This window comes from Bacillus cereus group sp. Bce041 (genome assembly GCF_052646455.1).
In genome coordinates this window covers 539,099-562,029 of sequence record NZ_JBQXON010000002.1, presented here as the reverse complement: position 1 = coordinate 562,029, position 22,931 = coordinate 539,099, and the positions used below count along the sequence as shown (strand labels likewise).

The window sequence follows — 22,931 nt, the reverse complement described above, 5'->3', positions numbered from 1 at the left end:
TCGAAAATGAACGTATATATGGATGATCAAAGAAGTTGCCCGTTCGGGTATGTGTCCGCAACTACAGTAGAATGTGCCTTGCAAATGGTTCGGGATTATGATGTGAATATTCTTTCCCTTGATTATAATATGGGCTGGGGAGCAAAAAATGGACTAGATTTTGTAGAAGCTTTTTGTACAGAGGGATTATATGTAAATGAAATTCACCTTCATACGAATGATGTCATCGGTATGCACAAGATGAAACAGAGAATGGATAAGGGAAAGGAAGAAGGAGAAATTAATCCTCACCTTGTTGTTAAATACGTGGGAAGCTAAAAACTCCAAAGTAAAACTTTGGAGTTTTTAGTGTTTCATATGTGCTTGTAAAGGAATAATCTCTTCTTGTTGAGCTACTGCGATTTCAGTTTCTTCCTGTTGAACTTCAGGTGTTTTCTTTGTTAAGTAGTGGTATACCATACCGACAAATACTGATCCGCCAATAATGTTACCGATTGTAACAGGAATTAAGTTATGAATAGCACCTGAAAAAGAAATTGTCTCAGGATGCGGTGAAACTAAAGATAAAGCAAAGAGTGATAAGTTTGCAATACTATGTTCGTAACCAGATAAGAAGAATGTGAAAACAAGTAGCATCATGACTATTATTTTTGCTGTGTCACCTTTAACCTGAGAAGGTAAGAAACAAGCAAGACATACGAGCCAGTTACATAAAATGGCTTTAAAGAATAACTGCACTGTAGGTGTGTTCATCTTTCCTTCAACGACTTTATTCATTAAGTGACCGTGATCAATTGCTTCAAAAATTCCAGTTGCGTAAAATAGTAAGGCAAAGAATAACGCGCCGGCTAAGTTACCTGCATAACAAGCAACCCAGTTACGTAGTGTATCAGAAATCGTTGTTTCTTTTCTTAAAGTTGCTACAGTAAAGTACATTGTGTTCCCAGTAAACAATTCAGCACCGCCATATATAATAAGTACGAGAGCAATCCCGAAAAACATAGAAGCAGCTAAATAAGTTGCTGGTGAATCTGCAATGTGAAAAAAGTTACCTAATTTAAAACATAGTACAATAATAAAACCGATATAAATACCAGCAAGTGCAGCACGAATGAAATATTGCATTGGGTTTGTATCTAGTATTTTCTTTTTGCTTTTAGCCAGTTTGACAACATAATCTAGTCCTTGTTCTAGCATGAGTAATACGCTCCTTTAGTAAATCTTCTATAAATACTCCTTATATGAATAAAGTACATGGAATTGTTCTCACTTTCAATAAGTTTGTGCAATGTTTCACAAAAAGGACATACATACATTAAGAAAACGTTTACAAAAGGTAGTATAATGTAATTTTTTCTGGACATTGAGAGGAAGAAAGAAAAAAGAAAAAAGAAAAAGCGCTGTAATTACAGCGCTTTTTCGTCTAAATTCTTTTCTACTTTTACTTCTACTTCTTTTGAGAAGAACCAACCACCAACTGCGATTCCGACTAATACAATCCAGAATGTAAGCTTCCACGGAGTGGATTCTGGGAATGAATGTGGAATTACATTTAATGCAGGGTGTGCTAATGTATAAACTGCTAGCTTCACACCAACCCAACCTACAATTAAGAATGCTGCGGTTTCAAGTCCTGGTTTACGTTTTAAGATTTGTACGAAAGCAGTTGCTGCAAATCGCATAATGATTAATCCGATAAGTCCACCTACAAAGATAACAGCGAATTGCCCAGTATCAAGACTACCAATTGTACCTAATCCTGTTTTTGGTAAAGTCATTGCTAGTGCAACAGCAGCTAAAATTGAATCAACTGCGAAGGCGATATCAGCAACCTCAACTTTAAATACAGTCCACCAAAAGTTCTCTTGTTTTTTCTTTGCTTCTTTTTCTTCTGTTTCTTCATCTGTATTCTTTTTAACATATGTTTTAAATAAGTGATTACCAGCGATAAACATAAGGTAGATGGCACCGATTGCTTGCACTTGCCATACATCGACTAAGAACGAAATCATAAATAACGATCCAAATCGGAAAACAAATGCCCCCGCTAATCCATAAAATAGTGCTTTCTTTCGTTTTTCTTCTGGTAAATGTTTTACCATAATTGCAAGAACAAGAGCGTTATCAGCCGCTAAAATCCCTTCAAGTGCAATTAGGATGAGTAATACCCAACCATACTCCAATAATAATGATACATCCATGTACATTCTCCTCTCATTTCTATAAGTTCTAAATAAGTGAAGAATTTCCCCACTATTTAGTTTCCCCATACTCCTGCCTATTAACTTTGGAAAAATCTGGAAGTGAATGCAAAAAAGACCTCTGCCGTTAATAGGCAAAGGTCTTGCTAGACATATGTAATAAAAAATGCCAACAAAGCCGGAAGAACTAAGTTCTACGTAATGACGACTTTGTTTCCAAGAAATATTCTTGGACGCTACTCCCCTTTGGAGATATGTTATTGTATTCTCATTATATGGATAATTTATACGGTTGTCAACCTGTTAAAATATCTTCATTCGGATATTTTATTTTCAGGTTCTTTTTACGAGCAAATGAAAAAGCCAATGTTAAAGGACCCATTTTCCCGAAAAACATCATAAAGATAATAATAGCTTTTCCGATTATAGTTAAGTGGGGTGTTAAATTCATACTGAGGCCAACAGTCCCAAATGCTGAAAATACTTCGAAAGCACTCATCAATAGAGGAACTCGCTCAGTAATACTCAAAATTAAAATAGCAAAAAAGATAAATGAAATGGAAATAATAGTAATGGTTAATGATTTGACAATGAGAGTATCTTTAATGGATTTTTTAAATACGACAATATCCTCTTGTTCTTGTAAAAATTTAAATACGCCAAAAAATATGATTAAAAATGTTGTTAACTTAATCCCACCACCAGTTGAAGCGCTACCAGCACCAATAAACATAAGGAGCATCATTAATAGGAGAGAAGGTTTTGACAATGTAGAAATATCAACAGTATTAAACCCGGCAGTTCGCGTTGAAATTGCTTGAAAATAAGAGGCCAATCCTTCTTCAAATGGGGTAAAACCTCTCATAGAAAGGGAGTTATGGAACTCGAATATAAAAATAAAAAGGGTAGCAATAATGTTGACGATTAGAGTAGAAGAGAGCATAAGTTTTGAATGTAGTGTAAGGTTTTTAAAGTTTTTCTTTCTTTTTATGTCTACGATTACTGTAAAACCAATTCCACCTAAGATGATGAGAGAGGAAATGACGAGATTGACAAGAATGCTATGAGAATGGGACATTAAATTATCGCTCCACACAGAAAAGCCAGCATTGTTAAAGGCTGAGATTGAATGGAAAAAACTATAATAGATCCCTTTCATAACCCCATATTTTGGTACCCATTCAAAAGAAAGAATTATAGTAGCGATACATTCGACTGTAAAAGAGAATAAAAATAATGCTTTGGCAAGACGGATGATGCCGCCGATATTCGTTTGATTTAATGCTTGTTGCAGTAAAATTCGATTTTGAAGACCGATTTTTCTTCCGAGCATAATCGCAATTAAGACAGCAAAGCTCATAATGCCAAGCCCGCCAACTTGTATAAGCGTTAAAATGACACATTGTCCAAACAAAGTAAATACTTTTCCAGTATCTACAACACCAAGTCCAGTAACAGTACAAGCGGAAACGGTTGTAAATAAGGCATCGAGCCATGAAATGGAAGTTGTCGTAGCAATGGGTAGTTTTAATAAACATGTGCCGACAACTGATAATACAAGAAAAGACAAAGTAAGAACGCGGGGAGGGCTCATGCTAATATTAATCCGTTTCATTTTACAGATCGCTCCTTTCGTTTTGATTAGTATGTGAAAAAGCACCATTATGTATGTTGAAAATAGAAAGAGGCAGAGAATATCTGCCTCTAAGCCATATGTTATATTATTATCCACGTAATTGTTGTTGAGCTAAAGCAACAAGACGTTTTGTTACTTCACCGCCAACTGAACCGTTAGAACGAGATGCTGTATTAGATCCTAAGCTTACACCAAATTCTTGTGCAATTTCATATTTAAATTGTTCAAGTGCTTGTTCTGCACCTGGAACTAATAATTTGTTTGTTTTTACCATGTTGATACACATCCTTATGAGTAGTCCAGTTCAGCTAAGTTCTTATCTAAACTGGTAACGTTATTTTATGTGGAAACGACGTACTCATACGCGGAAGTAATCGGTGCGATTAGAAGTTCTTGGATAGAAAAAAGAGTAGCAAATTTGCTACTCTTTTTTTAGTATTGTCGCTGTTCCTTCCACGACAATATCATCTGATTGATTATATATGTTTGTTTGCAGCGTAATGATTTTTTTATCATCACGCTTCTTAATAACCTCTGCCACAACGCGAAGTGTATCACCGATTTTGACAGGGGCACGGAATGAAACATTTTGGGATAAATAAATCGTATTTTTGCCTGGGAGTTTCGTTCCAAGGATGGTAGAAATAAAACTCGAAACGAGCATACCGTGAGCAATACGTTCTTTAAACATTGTCGTTTTTGCAAAAGAATCTAAAATGTGAATAGGATTCACATCCCCAGTCAATTTTGCAAAATTGATAACATCTTCATCTGTAATTGTTTTTGTAAGGGATGCTTGATCACCGACTTGAATCTCATCATAGCGAAGCTCCGGAACAGTTTGTGCTTCTTGAAATGGATTCATTTTGTCCTCCTTCTTTTCCATATCGAAAAATGTTAGCCATCTTGATGTAGTAGGAGGAAGAAAGAGTTTTGTTTGTGCTGCGGTTAGCTCCCACATTTTTCTTACTTGATGGAAGTAAATAGATTTTTTGAGTTTTCCTCGAACTTTTTTGCGAGTTCCAACTGTTTTGACTTGAACTCTTCCAAAAAACCCTCTAACTGTTTTTGAGCCTCTTCACGTTGTAATTGTTGTTGCTCAATAAATTGTTTTGTTGTTTCTTCAAATTGGCCGCTTGTTTGGGTAAGAATTGACAATGATGTTTTTGTAGGAGAAACAGTAAGCTGATGCATATGAGCAGAAAGTTCCTTCCATTTGTCCTGCCACTCGTTAATTTGATCATTTAAGGAGTTTCCAGTTAATTGTTTCACGTAATCTGTATATTGGTTATTGAACTGAGCAGTGAGTTGTTGTAGTTCTTTTTCTAGTTCATCTACTCCTGATGTTAATTTATGCAAAGCGTCTTGTTGTTGTTTTAATGTTTCTAAAGTAAGTTGCTCTAATTGCTTCCCAGCTGAAGAGAAAAGGGAAAGTGATTGAGACCAGTTTTTCCAAAATGCATCGACTAATTCGTATGGTTTAGTTTCCATTGTTTGACCCCCAAATGTTTTTTTGCATATTGTGAACGCAGATTACTCTGCTGTACCACCAGGTGAAGATGAAGAATCCGTTTCATCCTTTTCTGGAGAAGTAGAAAATGGAAAGAATGCATTGGTGTATAACGTGAAAAACGTTCGCAACATATTTTGATAATGTTCAAAAGAAGTCGCACATGTTGTTAAATATTGCTCTCCATATTCAGTTAAAGAATAAATTCTTTTTGCCGGCCCTCCATCGCTTGTATCCCAAGTAGAAGAAATAAGGTTTTCTTTTTCTAATTTGCGTAGTGTTCTATAAACATTACCTTGGTCAACAGAAGAAAAGCCGATATCCATTAGCATTTGAATAAGTTTGTAACCATGAAGACTCCAGTCTTTTAGACAGAGAAGTAAGAAGGGAACTAAGAAGTTTTTTGGCATGGAGTTTGGTTGTTTCGCTTGGTTGCTCTCCAAACTTTCGCGTTGTTCTGGTTCATTTTGTAGCATGATTGTGCATCACCTCATGAATCAGTTAGATGGAATTTTTTGCTTATAAGTGCAATTTACACCTATCTGTTTTTAAAGTCAACACATTTGTTAGAAAATAGAAAAAAATAAAATATAGACTTGAAGTTTTATTCAGAATATTAGAAAATAGTGAATAGGTTGAATTGTTTCAAAAACGAAAAAGGGAGTGTAGGTAAAGTGATTGATCAAAAATTCGATCCACTACAAGCATGGAAAAATGCTTATGAACAAACCGAAACATTTTGGGGAAAAGCGCTCAATGAAACAATTAAAACAGAAGAATATTCTGCTTGGATGGGCAGCGTTCTAGATTTGAATTTGTTTTATCAAAAAGCATTAAATGATACGACAAAAAACTATTTAGAACAAGTAAATGTGCCGACGAAAGAGGATATCGCAAGAGTGGCTACGCTTGTTATTAACTTAGAAAATAAAGTAGATAACATTGAGGAGTTTCTAGAGGAGAAAGTAGATTCTTTAGGGCAAGCTCCTACATTAAAGCGTGATGTAACGAAAGTAAAACAAGATATTCGTACGCTTGAAACAAAAGTAGATCAAATTTTAGAATTGCTAGAAAAGCAAAATGCAGTACTAGCTAAACTACAAGTACCTGTAAAAGAAGAGGTAAAGCCTGCGAATAAACCAGAAAATAAAAAATGATAAAAGCGCTTGTTTATAACAGATAAAAGAGAGAGGGAGAATCTCTTTTCACGTATAAACAGCGAAACATAATTATATATGGACTCTATAGTATGAGTACCAAAATGATTCATAACAATCGTTCACAAATTCATTTAAGGGGGAAAAGAAATGGTTCAATTAAATGGAAAAGTAGCAATCGTAACAGGTGGAGCAAAAGGAATTGGAAAAGCAATTACAGTAGCATTAGCACAAGAGGGAGCGAAAGTAGTTATTAACTATAATAGCAGTAAAGAAGCAGCTGAAAATTTAGTAAATGAATTAGGAAAAGACGGACATGACGTTTATGCAGTGCAAGCGGATGTTTCTAAAGTAGAAGATGCAAACCGACTTGTAGAAGAAACTGTGAATCATTTTGGTAAAGTTGATATTCTTGTTAATAATGCTGGTATTACAAGAGACCGTACATTCAAAAAGTTAAATCGTGAAGATTGGGAGCGCGTAATTGACGTGAATTTAAGCAGCGTATTTAATACGACAAGTGCGGTTCTTCCATACATAACGGAAGCAGAAGAAGGAAGAATTATTAGCATTTCTTCTATTATTGGTCAAGCAGGTGGATTTGGCCAAACAAACTACTCAGCAGCAAAAGCGGGTATGTTAGGATTTACAAAATCATTAGCGTTAGAACTTGCAAAAACAAATGTCACTGTAAATGCTATTTGCCCAGGATTTATTGATACTGAAATGGTAGCAGAAGTACCAGAAGAAGTACGTCAAAAAATCGTTGCAAAAATCCCGAAAAAACGTTTTGGTCAAGCTGATGAAATTGCAAAAGGTGTAGTATACCTATGCCGTGACGGTGCGTATATCACAGGTCAACAATTAAACATTAACGGCGGATTATATATGTAATGAAGTAAGAAAAAAGTGCATATCCATAGCAGGAATGCACTTCTTTTTTTTTAAGAAGGAAATCGACCAAAAAGGAGATAGAAAAATGACTACATTCGCAACAGAATGGGAAAAGCAATTAGAGCTATACCCAGAAGAGTACCGAAAAGCATACCGCCGAGTGAAAAGGGCGAGTGAAATTTTATTACGTGAACCAGAGCCGCAAGTCGGATTAACGCCGAAAGAGGTTATTTGGACGAAGAATAAGACGAAGCTTTATCGCTACATTCCAAAACAAGAAAAAACACAAAGAGTTCCAATTCTGTTAATATATGCTCTTATTAATAAACCATATATTATGGATTTAACTCCTGGAAATAGTTTAGTGGAATATCTAGTGGATCGTGGTTTTGATGTATATATGCTTGATTGGGGCACATTTGGTTTAGAAGATAGTCATTTGAAATTTGATGATTTCGTGTTTGATTATATTGCAAAAGCAGTAAAAAAAGTAATGCGAACTGCAAAATCGGACGAGATTTCTTTACTTGGTTATTGCATGGGTGGAACGCTAACTTCTATTTATGCAGCGCTTCATCCGCACATGCCAATTCGTAATTTAATTTTCATGACAAGTCCTTTTGATTTCTCTGAAACAGGATTGTATGGTCCTTTATTAGATGAGAAATACTTCAATTTAGATAAAGCGGTTGATACATTTGGAAATATTCCGCCAGAAATGATTGATTTCGGAAACAAAATGTTAAAGCCAATTACGAACTTTGTTGGTCCATATGTTGCTCTAGTAGATCGTTCAGAGAATGAACGCTTCGTCGAAAGCTGGAGATTGGTTCAAAAGTGGGTTGGTGATGGTATTCCGTTCCCAGGTGAATCATACAGACAGTGGATTCGTGATTTTTATCAAAATAATAAATTGGTTAAGGGTGAACTCGTTATTCGCGGACAAAAGGTAGATCTTGCAAATATTAAGGCGAATGTCTTAAATATTTCCGGGAAACGTGATCATATCGCTTTGCCATGTCAAGTAGAAGCATTACTAGACCATATTTCTAGTACAGATAAACAATATGTATGTTTACCAACAGGGCATATGTCTATCGTTTACGGTGGAACAGCTGTAAAACAAACATATCCGACGATTGGAAATTGGCTTGAAGAGCGTTCTAATTAAAAATAAAAAATCCAACTAGCCTATGTTAGTTGGATTTTTTTATGAAAAATAACAAAACATAGAAAGGAGAAATTTATATTTTAGGAGTATAATTATGAAACTTATGACAGGTAAGTTGTTTTGGAATACAGGAGTTTCAGTACCTTGTTATCCACCGTTAGGAAGTGATATGATATGTGATGTGCTTGTAGTCGGAAGTGGCGAAGCAGGTGCCCATATAGCGTATTCTTTAGCGAAAATAGGTATGAGTGTAATGCTTATTGAAAAAAGAGAAATTGCATGTGGTAGTACATTTGCAAATGTAGGTGTATTACAGTTTCTTCATGATAAATCGTTAACCTCACTTATCCATACATTTGGTGAAGAAAAAGGGGTACGAGTATATAAACTGTGTTACGAAGCGTTACGGACAATGGAGAAAGTGGTACCTACTCTCGATATTGATCCCTATTTTATTCCGAGAAGTAGTTTATATTATGCAAGTAAAAGTGAGGATGTCTCATTTTTACAAGAGGAGTACAATACGTTACAGAATTATGGATTTCCTGTTGAGTATTTTACAGAATCTGATATTAAGAAACGTTATCCTTTCATAAAACAAGCGGCATTATATACACACGGTGATGCCGAGGTGAATCCGTATTTATTAGCGCACAGTCTTTTGCATAAAGCAAATCAAATGGGAGCTAATATATATGAACATACAGAGGCAATACATATAAAAAAACGTAAAAATGATTTAATTTGTTACACGAAAATAGGAAATCAAATTGTAGCAAAGAATATTATTATGGCGACAGGTTATGAAGCGCTTTTTGGAAAGAAAGAAAGAAAAAATACAACAGTAGACACCTCTTATGCAATTGTAACAAATGAAATAGATCAGTTTGAAGGCTGGCATGAGCGATCGTTAATTTGGGAAACGGCACGGCCCTACTTATATTTTCGAACGTATCGAAGCCGCATTATAGTAGGCGGATTAGATGAAGCGCTGCAAATTCAAACAATTGGTGATACGAAATTATTGCATAAGCGTGATATCCTTATTAATATTGTAAAAGAGATGTTCCCGCAGTATAAAAATATACAGGCAGACTACTATTGGGCAGCCGCATTTGGTGGTACTCATGATGGTCTCCCCATTTTAAAAGAAGACGAAAAGATACATAATTTGTTTTACGCATTGCCGTATGGAGGTAATGGAACTGTATATGGAATGGTCTTTGCCAAATTATTTGAGCAGTTATTTACAAATAAAGAAAGTAAAGATTTTTCTTTATTTAATCGATAGAAAAAAGGTAGCGAAGTGATGGAATGAGAGATATAAAAAAGTTTTTACAAAAATTACGTCCTGTACAACTCATCGTTTTGTTTTATTTGTTAGCAGTAGTTGTATCGGTGATATTGCTTAGTTTGCCGTTTGTTACGAAGCCTGGTGTGAAATGGACATTTATAGATGCGCTTTTTACATCGGTTAGTGCGGTAAGCGTTACGGGACTGTCTGTTATTACGATTTCAGATACGTTTACTACAGCAGGAATTATTGTTTTAGCCCTTATTCTACAATTAGGCGGCTTAGGAATTATGGCGCTTGGTACATTTGTTTGGATCATTACGGGGAAAAAGATTGGTTTGCAAAGAAGAAGATTAATTATGGCAGACCATAATCAAGGGAATTTATCGGGTCTTGTAGAATTGATGCGTTCTATTTTGATTGTAATTATTTCAATAGAACTTATTGGAGCAATCCTATTAGGTACAAGATTTTTACTTTACTTTCCGACTTGGCAAGAAGCTTATTTTCACGGTTTCTTTGCAGCTGTTAGTGCGACTACGAACGGCGGATTTGATTTAACAGGACAATCATTAATTCCGTATAAAAAAGATTATATTGTTCAAATGATTCATATGTTACTAATTATTTTGGGAGCGATTGGTTTCCCTGTGCTAATGGAAGTGAAACAATTCCTTAGTAAAAGGAGACAACAATTATTCCGTTTTTCATTATTTACAAAATTGACGACAACAACATTTTTTGCACTCGTTGTTGTTGGTACAATTATGATTTTTTTACTGGAGAGAAATCATTTTTTAGTAGGAAAGTCATGGCATGAAACTGTATTTTATACATTATTCCAATCTGTGACGACGCGAAGTGGTGGACTTGCTACGATGGATATACGTGAATTGTCACAACCGACGCTTTTATTTATGAGTATATTAATGTTTATAGGGGCATCTCCAAGTTCGGTTGGGGGCGGAATACGTACAACAACATTTGCTGTTAGTATATTGTCACTATACACCTTTGCAAGGGGCGGTAGAACAGTTAGAGTCTTCAAACGTCAGCTACATGAAGAGGATGTACTGAAAGCATCTGTCGTTATGACGATGGGGATTTTGTTATGTGCTACTGCGCTATTCATTTTATCTATTACGGAAAATGTACCGCTTATGAGCTTAATTGTTGAAGTTTGTTCTGCTTTCGGAACGACGGGACTATCAACAGGTGTTACGCCTGATTTAACAACTGTTGGGAAACTTGTACTTATTGTGCTTATGTTTATCGGACGCGTTGGCATTTTAACATTTATTTTAGCTAGTGGTGGAAGGGAACAACCACCTCGCTATAAATACCCGAAAGAGCGGATTATTATTGGATAGTATGAAACCATTCTACCTACGTTAGGTAGAATGGTTTTTTAGTCGTTAATGCCAAATTGTGGATGCATAAAAGCTTCATTTTTATTATCCGCTTCGTTTTTTAGCAATTCTTGATTTTCTTCTGAAATCCAGCCAATATCATTTGTAGGATGGATCCACTCATCGCCAGCCATAATGGCAGGATCTACTTCATCACTCCAATTGTTAAGCGGACTGTTCTCGGAATTATATTTACTGTCTCCAATTACAACATCATATTGATTCACAAAAGGTTGTTGCATCGTTTTTCCTGTTCCTTTAAAAGATGGAAAATTCATTTGATGCGGGAGCGTTTCGTCTAAAATCGGTGATTGAATCTTTTCTTTTTTCTTCAAAATCATCGCTCCTTTTTATAATGGTTTCTTCATATGTAGTATTTCCATCGAACGCCTCTTATGTACTTGTTAACACTTGCCAGTAATAATTATTTTAAGTTGTTTCAAACTAGAGTAGAAAGTGATTTCTTGAGAGCAGGTGAATGTATTGGTAAAAAGAAAAGTGAAACAAAATGCGGCAATCAATAATAATAAAACTCCGAAAGAAAGCTTACCAGATGCAGAATTTGCATTAGAGTATGAAGGAGAAAATAGCGCAAAGTATGCTAATCGTAATTCAAAAAAAGGGAAACAAAAATGAGGCGTTTTTTACAAACGCCTCATTTTTTTGTGGGATTATAAAGGTTTTTTTAATTATTTGTAAATTTAGTGTTTTCTATTAGCAGAAAAATGCGAAAAAACATAGAAGTAGCAACGTATTACACAAAAACAAACAACAAACAAAAGATTAATGTTGGTTTAATACTGCTTTTACACTAGTTGTTTATATTTGAGTTGTACATAAGATTTGTAAAAGGAGAGAGAAACAGTGAAAAAAACAATCTTTAAAGCTGTAGCGACTGGAATGGTATTTTCGTTATTAATGGGGTGTGGTGCAAAGAAAGAAGAAAGTGCTGGAGCGAAAGTGAAAGATGACAAATTATCTGGATCATTAACTGTTTACACAGCCATTGAAGAAGAGCTTGTACCAATTTATCTTGATTCCTTTAAAAAGAAATATCCTGATGTGAAATTGAACATTGTACGTGATTCAACAGGAGTTATTACTGCGAAATTACTAGCTGAAGGGAAAAATACACAAGCAGATGTTGTATGGGGAACTGCGGCATCAAGTCTATTAGCTTTAGATAAAAAAGATATGTTAAAAGGATACTCTCCAAAAGGAGCAGATCGTGTTCTTCCACAATTTAAAGATGATAAGCAACCTGAAAAATGGGTAGGAAATACTGTATTTATGACGGGGATTGCTGTAAATAAAGAAGAGTTAAAGAAGAAAAATTTACCGATGCCAGAATCATATGAAGATTTAACGAAACCAGAGTATAAAGGAACACTTGTTATGCCACATCCAGCATCATCTGGAACAGGATTTTTAACAGTTTCTGCATGGCTACAAATTATGGGTGAAGATAAAGGCTGGGATTACATGAAGAAACTTCATGATAATATGGCAAGTTATACGCATTCAGGTTCAAAACCAGCGAAATTAGCAGGAGCAGGTGAATATCCAGTCGGTGTATCAATGGTTTATAGTGCTTTAAAAGAGAAACAAAAAGGTGCACCAGTTGAAGTTGTACTGCCGAAAGAAGGATTAGGATGGGAAGTAGAAGCGAACGCACTTATTAAGAAAGATAATGCGAAAAATGATAAATTAGCGCAAGCATTTTTAGATTGGGCAATTACTGATGATGTAATGAAGTTATACTTTGAGAAAAATGGATTTGCGACAATTAAAAATGACTATAAACTTCCAGAGGGATTCCCGAAAGATGTTACGGAAAAATTATATAAAAAGAATGACTTTAAATGGGCAGCAGAAAATCGTGACAAAATTTTAGAAAAATGGGAAAAAGAGTTTGGCCAAAAAGCAGAACCGAAAAAGTAAGTGAGTGGGAGAGAGAAAAATGAGCGAATATTTATCAATTCAACACATTCAAAAACAGTTTGATGCATTTACAGCGTTAAAAGATATTTCTTTTACTGTGAAAAAAAATGAGTTTGTTTGTTTATTAGGCCCAAGTGGCTGTGGGAAAACGACGTTGCTTCGCATTTTAGCGGGACTAGAGGAACCAACGACTGGCAGTATAGCTGTGAATGGAAAAGATATTACAGCATTGCCTCCTGGAAAGAGAAACTTCGGAATGGTTTTCCAATCGTATGCTTTATTTCCGAATTTAACAGCACTTGAAAATATTGAATACGGCTTAAAGACAAAAAAATATGGGAAAGCAGAAGTGAAAGAGAAAGCGCTAGATGCGTTAAAACTTGTAGATTTGCTGAATGTAAAAGATAAATATCCTGCTCAAATGTCTGGTGGACAACAGCAACGAGTAGCACTTGCACGTGCGCTCGCTCTGTCTCCAGATATTTTGTTACTCGATGAGCCGTTATCAGCTTTAGATGCAAAAGTGCGTGAAAAATTACGTAGGGAAATGCGTGATTTGCAAGAGAAAATAGGAGTAACGACGATTATGGTAACGCATGATCAAGAAGAGGCATTAACGATGGCTGATAAAATTGTTGTAATGAATCATGCGGAAATTATGCAGATTGGAACACCAGAGGAGATTTATCAAAGACCAGCCAATCCGTTTGTGGCAGATTTTATTGGTTCTATTAATTTCTTTTCGAAAAATAACGAAGAACATGCAATTCGTCCTGAACATGTAACAATTGTACAAAAGGACGGTATTAAATCAGTTGTGGAAAGTATGGAATTTCGCGGATCTGTATATCGGACGGAAGTGCGAGTCTTAGAAGAAAACACACACCTTTATAATGAGAAAATTGTAGTGGATATATTAGCATCAGAAGTAGAAGCAACGGCTATTAGAAAAGGAAAGCCGATTCAAATCTCTTTCTCAGAAAATCATATGTTGTCATATGGAAAGAAGGTCATTGTATAGATGGAGATGTTAGAAAACTATAAGGTAGAAAGTACGAAAAAAAAGATTAAGAGAAGTATAGGGAAAGAGGAATGGATCCAAAGGCTCGTAATTATCGGTATGATTTTTTCTTTCCTTATCATACTTGTATTACCGCTATTACAACTATTTACACAAGCTTTTTATAATAAAGATGGAATTTTCGTTGGTTTATCGAATTTCAGTAAATATTTCACAACACCAACTTTAGTTCAGTCTTTACAAAATACAGTATGGATTTCGGGCGCAACAACAATTATTTCAGTTGCAATCGCATTCGTTTACGCATATGCAATTGCCCGTACGAATGTTTTTGGAAAGCGTGTATTTCAGTATGTAGCGTTATTACCATTGTTCGCACCAACGATGATGCACGGTATAGCACTTACATATTTATTTGGTAATCAAGGGCTAGTAACGAAAGGAATGTTTGGTTTATTTGAAGGTATACAAATCCCTTTATATGGACCAGTAGGAATTGTAATAGCTGAAGTTATGTATACATTTCCGCAAGCCTTTCTTATATTGCTAATTGCCTTCCAAGGATCTGATTATCGTTTATATGAAGCTTCTAATATGTTAGGGGCGAGTAAAACAAAGCAATTTTTCACGGTTACTTTACCTAGTGTAAAGTACGGATTAATTAGTGCAATGTTTGTTGTGTTTACACTTAGTTTTACTGATTTTGGGGCACCAAAAATTGTTGGTGGTCAATATAATGTGCTTGCTACTGACGTATACAAACAAGTAATTGGACAGCAAAATATGCCGATGGGTGCAACTGTCGGAATGATTTTATTAATCCCAGCTATATTCGCATTTGTAGTTGATCGTATTACGCAAAGAAAGCAGGCGAATTTCTTATCTTCAAAAGCAGTACCGTACAGAATAATAGCTAATAAGAAAAGAGATGTAATTTCATTCATATATTGTAGTGTGATTACACTTATGATCATTCTATTATTTGTTGCAGTTGGTATTGCTGCAAGTGTGAAAGTATGGCCATATAATATGAGTTTTACATTTGAGCATTTTAATTTTTCAAGTTTAACAGGAGATGGACTTGAAGCATTTAAAAATAGCGTAATTGTTTCAGCAGTTACAGCAGTTATTGGGGCGATTTTAACATTTGCATTCGCATATGCAATTGAGAAAATAGACCAGCTACAATTTTTCAGAAAAACAGGTTACTTTTTCTCTATAGTGCCGTTAGCGATACCAGGTTTAGTACTCGGATTAGGATATGTCTTTTTCTTTAGTCAACCAACGATTCAAATTCTTGGACTATCAGTAACGAATCCGTTTCATTCTTTATACGGAACAATCGCTGTATTAGTACTAGTAAATATCATTCATTTTTATTCTGTAACATTTGTCACGGCAACGACTGCCTTAAAGAAATTAGACCGAGAGTTTGAGCTTGTTTCGCAGTCGATGGGTATTCCGTTTTATAAAACATTCTTCCGAGTAACAGTACCAATGTGTTTACCAGCAATTTTAGAAATGGTAATGTACTACTTCGTAAATTCAATGGTAACTGTATCGGCAGTTGTATTCCTATATGCAGCTGATTTTAAACTAGCTGCCGTATCAATCGTAAATATGGATGATGCAGGAAATGTAGCGCCAGCAGCTGCAATGAGTGTACTTATTGTTGTTACAAATATTGTAGTGAGAGTTGTATATGAATGGGGAACGAAAGCACTTCGTAACCGAACTTCACAATGGCAAAAAAGATAAGTAAGAAGGGTGATGGACAGAATGAAAATTGAAGCAGTTATTTTTGATTGGGCAGGTACGACGGTTGATTACGGATGTTTTGCACCGCTAGAAGTATTCATGAAGATTTTTCAAAAACGCGGCGTTGAAATTACAGCAGAAGAAGCACGTAAGCCAATGGGATTATTAAAAATAGATCATGTAAGGGCACTAACAGAAATGCCTCGTATTGCGGATGAGTGGAAGCGTGTCTTCGGTCAATTACCAACAGAAGCAGACATTCATGAGATGTATGAAGAGTTTGAAGAAATTCTCTTTTCTATTTTACCAAGTTATGCTACGCCGATTGATGGGGTAAAAGAAGTAATCGCTTCTTTACGTGAGAGAGGCATTAAAATCGGTTCAACAACGGGCTATACGAGAGAAATGATGGAAATTGTAGCAAAGGAAGCAGCGTTACAAGGATATAAACCTGATTTTCTTGTTACGCCAGATGATGTTCCAGCAGGCCGCCCATACCCATGGATGTGCTATAAAAATGCAATGGAACTTGGTGTGTATCCGATGAACCATATGATAAAAGTAGGGGACACAGTATCAGATATGAAAGAAGGTAGAAATGCTGGAATGTGGACAGTTGGTGTAATTCTTGGAAGTAGTGAGCTTGGTTTAACGGAAGAGGAAGTGGAGAGTATGGATTTGGTAGAGCTTCGTGAAAAAATAGAAATAGTTCGTAATCGGTTTGTTGAAAATGGGGCTCATTTTACGATTGAAACGATGCAGGAGCTCGAAAACGTAATGGAACATATCGAGAAACAAGAACTTATTATTTCATAAAAGGGGCACGGGATCATGAATGAAAATCACTACTTATTATTAACACCAGGACCATTAACGACAACAAAATCAGTAAAAGAAGTTATGCTATACGATTGGTGTACGTGGGATGATGAATATAATACGATGGTGCAAGAAGTAAGAGCTAAACTTGTATCGTTAGCGACGAAGGAAGAAGAGAAATATACAACAGTATTAATGCAAGGAAGCGGTACGTTTTCAGTTGAAGCAGTAATTGGTTCTGTTATTCCAGCAAATGGGAAGCTTCTCGTTTGTACAAATGGTGCGTACGGTAAGCGAATTGTGCAAATGGCAGAGATGTTACAGATTGATGTAGTGATCAGTCAAACAGAAGAGTGGGAACCTACTAATATTGTAGAAGTAGAAAAGTTATTGCAAGAAGATAAAGAGATTACGCATATTGCAGTTGTTCATTGTGAAACAACGACAGGAATTATAAATCCAATTGTAGATGTATGTAAATTAGGACAACAGTATGGAAAGGTTACAATTGTTGATGCGATGAGTAGTTTCGGCGGGATTGAAATAGACATTGCTGATTTACAAATTGATTTTTTAATTAGTAGTGCAAATAAGTGTATTCAAGGGGTTCCTGGATTCGGATTTGTAATCGCAAAACGTGATGAATTATTGAAGTGTAAAGGGCAAGGACGCTCTTTATCTCTTGATTTATATGATCAGTGGGAAACGATGGAAAAACAAAATGGGAAATGGCGTTTTACTTCACCTACACATGTTGTACATGCTTTTTATCAAGCGCTACTTGAGCTAGAAAAAGAAGGTGGAGTAAGAGCGCGTTACAATCGATATTACAACAATCAAAAACTACTAGTGAATAGAATGGGAGAAATCGGATTTAAGCCACTAGTAGATAAGAAATATCAATCTCCTATTATTACATCTTTCATTTATCCAAAAGAGGGGTTTGAGTTTCAACAGTTATATAACGAATTAAAGCGTTATGGATTTGTTATTTACCCTGGGAAAATTTCGAAAGTAGATACGTTCCGCATTGGAAATATCGGTGATGTACATGAAGAAGATATTAATCGCTTAGTTGATTGTATTGCTAAAGGAGCTGTTATTGGGTGAAAGTATTTTGCTTAGGTGGAGCAGGTAAAATTTGTCGTGAAGCTATTTTGGATTTAGTTCAATTTTCATCTTTTGAGACGATTACTGTAGCCGATTTTAACGAGGAAGAGGGCCGTAAAGTAGTAGAATGGCTCAACGATCCTCGTGTTGATTTTGTAAAAGTAGATGTAACGAATCACGAGGATACGGTTGCAAAAATGAAAGGTTATGACATTGTAATGGACGGTACGACGATAAAGCTAAACGGATTGTCGACTCGCTGTATTGCAGAAGCAGGCTGTCACGGTGTGAACTTAAATGGATTTGGTGAAGAAAATGAATCGCATGCTATATTTGTTCAAAATGAAAAAACATGTTTACCTGGATTTGGCATGACGCCAGGTGTAACGCAAATGATGGCAATGCATGCAGCAAATCAACTGGATACTGTAGAGTCCGTCCGTGTAAGTCACGGTTCGTATCGTCCGATTGCTTTTTCTGCTTCAATTACAGAGACAACGACATATGAATATGATCCACATTTATCATCGCGTATAGTGTATGAAGATGGTGAATTTAAGCAAGTACTTCCGTTTGCGCGTCCGAGAGAAATAGAATTACCAGCGCCTTATGGTAAGGCAACACAGTATATCATTCCGCATTCTGAAACGATTACGTTAGCAAAGGCACTAGAAAATAAAGGTGTCAAACTGATAGAGACGAGAGGAACTTGGCCAAAGCAAAATATGCAACTTGTACGTGCTTTATATGATTACGGCATATTGCGTAATGATCAGATTGAAATAAACGGGAAAGAAATAGGAATTATGGATTGTATTTCGCAGTATTTATTGCAATCGAAAGAAGGTCAAGAAACAGAGCTTTATGGTTATGCACTTCATGTAGAAGTAATAGGTATGAAAAATAATGAGAAGCAAAGACATGTGTTATATCATACACATCCGTTATCTGATGGTTCTGTTGTAGGATGGGAAAAATTAAGAGCGTATACGAGAAACGTCGGTATTCCATTTGGGGTTGCTACAGAGTTAATTGCAAATGGAAATGTAAATAGGGTGGGTGTTGTTACGCCTGAAGAAGCCTTTGAAAATCCACAATTGATTTTTGATGAGCTAGCAAAGCGCGGTATTCATATTCATGAAGAAGTTTCTACTTATAAAGAAAATTATAACTTTGTATAAGTAAGGAAGTTTATAAGGGAGATATAAATGAGGTGAAGCTATGTCTGTAGTAGGAGAAGAAAGAAAGCGAACCATTCTTGAAAAGGTAGAATTTAAAGGGAAAGTAAAGGTCTCAGAATTAGCGAGAGAATTTGCTGTATCAACAGAAACGATTCGTCGATATTTAGAAGAATTAGATCGTGAAAAGAAGCTGAAAAAAGTGTATGGTGGAGCTGTTCAACTTCCAGGCGCTGGAGTAGAGGCACCAATGTTAGAAAGAGAAATGCTACATATAGAAGAGAAGAAAAGAATTGGTTATAAAGCAGCGACATTTGTAGAAGATGGTGATGTCATTGCAATTGATGATGGAAGTACACCGCTTCAGATGGTTCCATACCTTGTTCATCGTAAGAACTTAACAATTGTAACAAGTTCATTTCCAGTCGCAACACAATTAATTTCTTCTATTAATAAAAAGATGTTTCATGGTGAAGTTTTATTTATAGGTGGAAAAGTATCTCCAAAGCATTCGCGTGTATCAGGGTCTATTTCTCAGCAAGTCATACAGCAATTCCATTTTCATAAAGCGTTTGTTTCGATTGATGGGTTATTACCTAGTTTTGGAGTTTCCAGCTTTGAATTAGAGAAAGCGAAATTGTCAGAGGCGATGATGAAATTAGCTGAGAAAACATATATTTTATGTGATCATACGAAGGTAGGCGTGAAAGGGAATTATCGTATAGCAACAATTTCGCGTATTCAACACGTAATTTGTGATAAAAAAATGCCATATAGCTTTGAAGAAGAACTTATGAAGCATAATATTCAGTGGATAGTTTGTTAAATACAGTGAAAGCACATAAACTCCCACCTAATTTTTAGGAGGGAGTTTTATTATCTGTAAATCGTAAAATAAAAGATTTGCAGTTATGCAAAAAGTGGACACATTTTCTCACCTCCTTCATATAATTTACCAATACAAAAAAAGTTGGTCGAAGGAAAGAAGGGAGAACATGTCAGAACGAATATATAATAAACTTGTATTGTACGCGAATATTTTGCAAAAAATAGGTGTCATCAATGAGAAGGAAAAAAGTGAAATTCTTCATACGATAGGTAAAAAAGCCCTTTGAATAAAGGGCTTTTTATTTTGTACCTTTAAAAATATAAATTTAATGTAATATTCTCATTGACAATGATAATGAGATTCATTATCATTTATTGTGATTAATTGATAAATGTTATCAATTGTGAAAATTATATATGATAGGGGATATTATTTTGAAAAAAAATTATATGAAGGCGCTAGTAGTAGCGACAACATTAGCGATTCCATTTGCTACGTACTCTACTCCAGCATTAGCGGCATTAAAAGTTGAAGCAAATCAATCGGTAGCAGCAGCGAGTGATCGCACGTATGATACTGAGATTAAAATATATAAGGACCAAAAAGATGAGCCATCTATGGTTTCTCAATATATAAAAGATCCTAAAGTAACGATTGCAGCTGGCAAAAAAATTGTCACTGTAACAATGCAAGATAGCGATTATTTTCAATATCTTAGAATAGAAGATAAAAACCAGCCTGGTGTATTTCATGATGTGAAGGTTTTGTCAGAAGATAAGAGGAAGAATGGAACGAAGGTAGTTCAATTTGAAATTGGCGAGTTTGAGAAGAAGCACAATATGCAAATGCATATACTTATTCCAGCTATTGGATATGATCACAAATATCAAGTTCAATTTGAAATTAAAGATCCAACTGTAGGTAACAAAGAAACAGAGAAACCAGATGATAACTCTAATTCAGGAAATACGGAAACGGATAATCCAGTTGATAATCAAAATATGATAACAGATAACAAATTAAGAGAGCTTGTTAATAAAAAAGTATTTAATAGAAAAGATTTAAATACACCAATTACGAAAGAAGATTTATTACAAGTAAAGGATTTGTTTTTAAATACAAATGAGATACTTGATTATAGTGCATTAAAATATATGCCAAATTTAAAATCTTTAACAGTTGCGAATGCGAAGATAAAGGATCCGTCGTTCTTTGCGAACTTAAAGCAATTAAATCATTTAGCTTTGCGTGGTAATGAATTTGCAGATGTAACGCCACTTGTTAAGATGGATAATTTAGAATCCCTTGATTTAAGTAATAATAAAATTACAAACGTTGCACCACTAACTGAAATGAAAGATGTAAAAAGTTTATTTCTATCAGGCAACCAAATAGAAGATGTAACAGCATTAGCGAAAATGGAACAACTAGATTACTTGAATTTAGCAAATAATAAAATTACGAACGTTGCTCCATTAAGCAATTTGAAAAATGTAACATACTTAACTTTAGCAGGTAATCAAATTGAAGATATTAAACCGCTTTATACGTTACCGTTAAAAGATTTAGTATTAACACGTAATAAAGTGAAAGATTTATCAGGCATTGATCAATTGAATCAATTACAAGAGCTATGGATAGGGAAAAATGAAATAACAGATGTTACTCCTCTAAGTAAGATGACACAGTTGAAAATTTTAAACTTACCCAACAACGAGTTAAAAGATATTACTCCATTATCAAGTTTAGTAAACTTACAAAATCTTGATTTAGAAGCGAATTATATTTCAGACTTATCACCAGTTAGTAATTTAAAAAAATTAGTATTTCTAAGTTTTGTTGCAAATGAAATCCGTGATGTCCGACCAGTTATAGAACTAAGTAAGACGGCTTATATTAATGTCCAAAATCAAAAAGTATTTTTAGAGGAAACAGAAGTAAATAAAGAAGTAAAAGTACCTATATATGAAAAAGATGGTGAGATTTCTACGAAAATCCGCCTGAAGAGCGATAATGGTACGTATAGTAATGGTGTAGTGAAATGGAGTACACCAGGTGAGAAAGTATATGAATTTGGTGTGAAAGATCCATTCGCGGATACAGGAATCTTCTTTACAGGATCTGTTATTCAAAATGTAGTAGAAAGTAAAGACGGTAATACATCTAAAGAAGATGAGAAAACAGAAGTGGTAGAATTTAAAGATGTACCAAAGGGACATTGGTCAGAAGAAGCAATTAATTACTTAGCCAAAGAAAAATTATTTATAGGCTATGGAAATGGTGAATTTGGATTTGGTGATAACATTACTCGTGGACAAGTAGCACTTCTAATACAAAGGTATTTAAAATTAGAAAATAATCTAGAACAAAAAACGGCATTTACAGATACGAAAGGAAATATGTATGAAACGGCTATTGATGCAGTGGTTCAAGCTGGAATTATGACAGGCTATGGAAATGGTATGTTCCGTCCGGATGGAGTATTAACTCGATATGAAATGTCAGTAGTACTACAAAGAGTATTTCAGTTAAAAGAAAATGAAAATAGTGCAGAGAATTTTAAAGATGTACCAAATGGCCATTGGGCGAAAGGATATGTGAAAGCTTTAGTGGATAATAAAATATCAAAAGGCGACGGGGAAGGGAATTTTTTAGGAGATAATTTCGTAACACGTGAACAATACGCACAGTTTTTGTATAATGCAATAAAGAAATAAAGTGAAACTTTATTCAGTGGGGGTTTTGTTCATTCCCCACTGATTAGTAGCCCTCACGAATCGGGCTGCCCGTTAATGCGGAATAAAAAATGAGGAAAATACGCTATTCTTTAATTAAAGAATAGCGTATTTTTTATGTTCAAAATGAAATAGGAAATAGATAGGAGTATAGACATATGAATAGCCTATTTTAAAGAAGAACCACGAAACTATATTGACAAAAAAGCGTTCTCATGTGATAATTCAATTAAATTTTTAGAATAATCAAAAAATATTCCTTTTACAT

At 35.1% G+C, this 22,931-nt stretch carries 23 protein-coding genes; 15 read left to right on the top strand and 8 right to left on the bottom strand.

What is annotated here, in order from left to right; genetic code table 11:
* Window positions 1-6 precede the first annotated feature (6 nt).
* Window positions 7-318: a cyclic-phosphate processing receiver domain-containing protein gene (locus tag ACUN13_RS08900; RefSeq protein WP_001103770.1), complete on the top strand. Its 312-nt coding sequence runs from the start codon at window positions 7-9 to the stop codon at window positions 316-318.
* Between the two features lie 27 nt (window positions 319-345).
* On the opposite strand, the gene ACUN13_RS08895 is transcribed toward ACUN13_RS08900, so the two are convergent.
* From ACUN13_RS08895 to phaQ, 7 genes are all read right to left on the bottom strand, one after another.
* Entirely contained in the window at window positions 346-1,197 is an 852-nt protein-coding gene (locus tag ACUN13_RS08895; protein ID WP_025687762.1) for a formate/nitrite transporter family protein, read from the bottom strand.
* A 209-nt stretch (window positions 1,198-1,406) separates the two neighbouring features.
* The gene (locus tag ACUN13_RS08890) at window positions 1,407-2,201 is read right to left on the bottom strand and encodes a TerC family protein (RefSeq protein WP_000383314.1); all 795 of its coding nucleotides are present in this window, start codon (window positions 2,199-2,201) and stop codon (window positions 1,407-1,409) included.
* Window positions 2,202-2,496: 295 nt separating this feature from the next.
* Window positions 2,497-3,816: a TrkH family potassium uptake protein gene (locus ACUN13_RS08885; RefSeq protein WP_000822360.1), complete on the bottom strand. Its 1,320-nt coding sequence runs from the start codon at window positions 3,814-3,816 to the stop codon at window positions 2,497-2,499.
* A 109-nt stretch (window positions 3,817-3,925) separates the two neighbouring features.
* The gene (locus ACUN13_RS08880; protein WP_000241212.1) at window positions 3,926-4,111 is read right to left on the bottom strand and encodes an alpha/beta-type small acid-soluble spore protein; all 186 of its coding nucleotides are present in this window, start codon (window positions 4,109-4,111) and stop codon (window positions 3,926-3,928) included.
* A gap of 147 nt (window positions 4,112-4,258) precedes the next feature.
* Window positions 4,259-4,702 (bottom strand): MaoC family dehydratase, encoded by a 444-nt coding sequence (locus ACUN13_RS08875; protein WP_001067916.1) that lies wholly within the window; start codon window positions 4,700-4,702, stop codon window positions 4,259-4,261.
* A 101-nt stretch (window positions 4,703-4,803) separates the two neighbouring features.
* Complete coding sequence (gene phaP, locus ACUN13_RS08870; RefSeq protein ID WP_000448594.1) at window positions 4,804-5,328, bottom strand: polyhydroxyalkanoic acid inclusion protein PhaP; 525 nt, start codon at window positions 5,326-5,328, stop codon at window positions 4,804-4,806.
* Window positions 5,329-5,370: 42 nt separating this feature from the next.
* Window positions 5,371-5,823 (bottom strand): poly-beta-hydroxybutyrate-responsive repressor, encoded by a 453-nt coding sequence (gene phaQ / locus ACUN13_RS08865; RefSeq protein ID WP_000939956.1) that lies wholly within the window; start codon window positions 5,821-5,823, stop codon window positions 5,371-5,373.
* 198 nt (window positions 5,824-6,021) lie between these two features.
* Between phaQ and phaR the strand changes: the two genes are divergently transcribed.
* From phaR to ACUN13_RS08840, 5 genes are all read left to right on the top strand, one after another.
* A complete protein-coding gene (gene phaR / locus ACUN13_RS08860) occupies window positions 6,022-6,504 on the top strand; it encodes a polyhydroxyalkanoic acid synthase subunit PhaR (RefSeq protein ID WP_000566942.1) in 483 nt (160 codons plus the stop codon).
* Between the two features lie 150 nt (window positions 6,505-6,654).
* Window positions 6,655-7,398, top strand: a complete 744-nt coding sequence (locus tag ACUN13_RS08855) for an acetoacetyl-CoA reductase (protein ID WP_000250409.1) — start codon at window positions 6,655-6,657, stop codon at window positions 7,396-7,398.
* A gap of 85 nt (window positions 7,399-7,483) precedes the next feature.
* Window positions 7,484-8,569: a class III poly(R)-hydroxyalkanoic acid synthase subunit PhaC gene (phaC, locus tag ACUN13_RS08850; RefSeq protein ID WP_000206336.1), complete on the top strand. Its 1,086-nt coding sequence runs from the start codon at window positions 7,484-7,486 to the stop codon at window positions 8,567-8,569.
* 94 nt (window positions 8,570-8,663) lie between these two features.
* A complete protein-coding gene (locus ACUN13_RS08845; protein WP_445423756.1) occupies window positions 8,664-9,860 on the top strand; it encodes an NAD(P)/FAD-dependent oxidoreductase in 1,197 nt (398 codons plus the stop codon).
* A 23-nt stretch (window positions 9,861-9,883) separates the two neighbouring features.
* Entirely contained in the window at window positions 9,884-11,233 is a 1,350-nt protein-coding gene (locus tag ACUN13_RS08840) for a TrkH family potassium uptake protein (RefSeq protein WP_001204707.1), read from the top strand.
* Window positions 11,234-11,271: 38 nt separating this feature from the next.
* On the opposite strand, the gene ACUN13_RS08835 is transcribed toward ACUN13_RS08840, so the two are convergent.
* Window positions 11,272-11,607: a DUF3905 domain-containing protein gene (locus ACUN13_RS08835; protein ID WP_000726024.1), complete on the bottom strand. Its 336-nt coding sequence runs from the start codon at window positions 11,605-11,607 to the stop codon at window positions 11,272-11,274.
* Between the two features lie 148 nt (window positions 11,608-11,755).
* Between ACUN13_RS08835 and ACUN13_RS08830 the strand changes: the two genes are divergently transcribed.
* The 9 genes from ACUN13_RS08830 (at window position 11,756) to ACUN13_RS08790 (ending at window position 22,645) form a co-directional block, all read left to right on the top strand.
* Window positions 11,756-11,908 (top strand): hypothetical protein, encoded by a 153-nt coding sequence (locus ACUN13_RS08830; RefSeq protein ID WP_000240799.1) that lies wholly within the window; start codon window positions 11,756-11,758, stop codon window positions 11,906-11,908.
* 228 nt (window positions 11,909-12,136) lie between these two features.
* On the top strand, window positions 12,137-13,213 hold the full coding sequence (locus ACUN13_RS08825; RefSeq protein WP_025687763.1) for a putative 2-aminoethylphosphonate ABC transporter substrate-binding protein: 1,077 nt from the start codon (window positions 12,137-12,139) through the stop codon (window positions 13,211-13,213).
* 19 nt (window positions 13,214-13,232) lie between these two features.
* Window positions 13,233-14,234: a putative 2-aminoethylphosphonate ABC transporter ATP-binding protein gene (locus ACUN13_RS08820; RefSeq protein WP_000006189.1), complete on the top strand. Its 1,002-nt coding sequence runs from the start codon at window positions 13,233-13,235 to the stop codon at window positions 14,232-14,234.
* Complete coding sequence (locus tag ACUN13_RS08815; RefSeq protein ID WP_025687764.1) at window positions 14,235-15,992, top strand: putative 2-aminoethylphosphonate ABC transporter permease subunit; 1,758 nt, start codon at window positions 14,235-14,237, stop codon at window positions 15,990-15,992. It abuts the gene before it with no gap.
* Window positions 15,993-16,013: 21 nt separating this feature from the next.
* Window positions 16,014-16,808, top strand: coding sequence for a phosphonoacetaldehyde hydrolase (gene phnX / locus ACUN13_RS08810; RefSeq protein ID WP_025687765.1), 795 nt, complete (start codon window positions 16,014-16,016; stop codon window positions 16,806-16,808).
* A 15-nt stretch (window positions 16,809-16,823) separates the two neighbouring features.
* Complete coding sequence (phnW, locus tag ACUN13_RS08805; RefSeq protein ID WP_001004774.1) at window positions 16,824-17,921, top strand: 2-aminoethylphosphonate--pyruvate transaminase; 1,098 nt, start codon at window positions 16,824-16,826, stop codon at window positions 17,919-17,921.
* Window positions 17,918-19,102 (top strand): saccharopine dehydrogenase family protein, encoded by a 1,185-nt coding sequence (locus tag ACUN13_RS08800; protein WP_000862165.1) that lies wholly within the window; start codon window positions 17,918-17,920, stop codon window positions 19,100-19,102. Before phnW ends, ACUN13_RS08800 begins: the two co-directional genes overlap by 4 nt.
* A gap of 40 nt (window positions 19,103-19,142) precedes the next feature.
* Window positions 19,143-19,925 carry a DeoR/GlpR family DNA-binding transcription regulator gene (locus tag ACUN13_RS08795; RefSeq protein ID WP_445423755.1) on the top strand — a complete coding sequence of 261 codons (783 nt, stop codon included), beginning with the start codon at window positions 19,143-19,145 and terminating at the stop codon, window positions 19,923-19,925.
* Between the two features lie 419 nt (window positions 19,926-20,344).
* Window positions 20,345-22,645, top strand: coding sequence for an NEAT domain-containing leucine-rich repeat protein (locus tag ACUN13_RS08790; RefSeq protein ID WP_445423754.1), 2,301 nt, complete (start codon window positions 20,345-20,347; stop codon window positions 22,643-22,645).
* Window positions 22,646-22,931 lie beyond the last annotated feature (286 nt).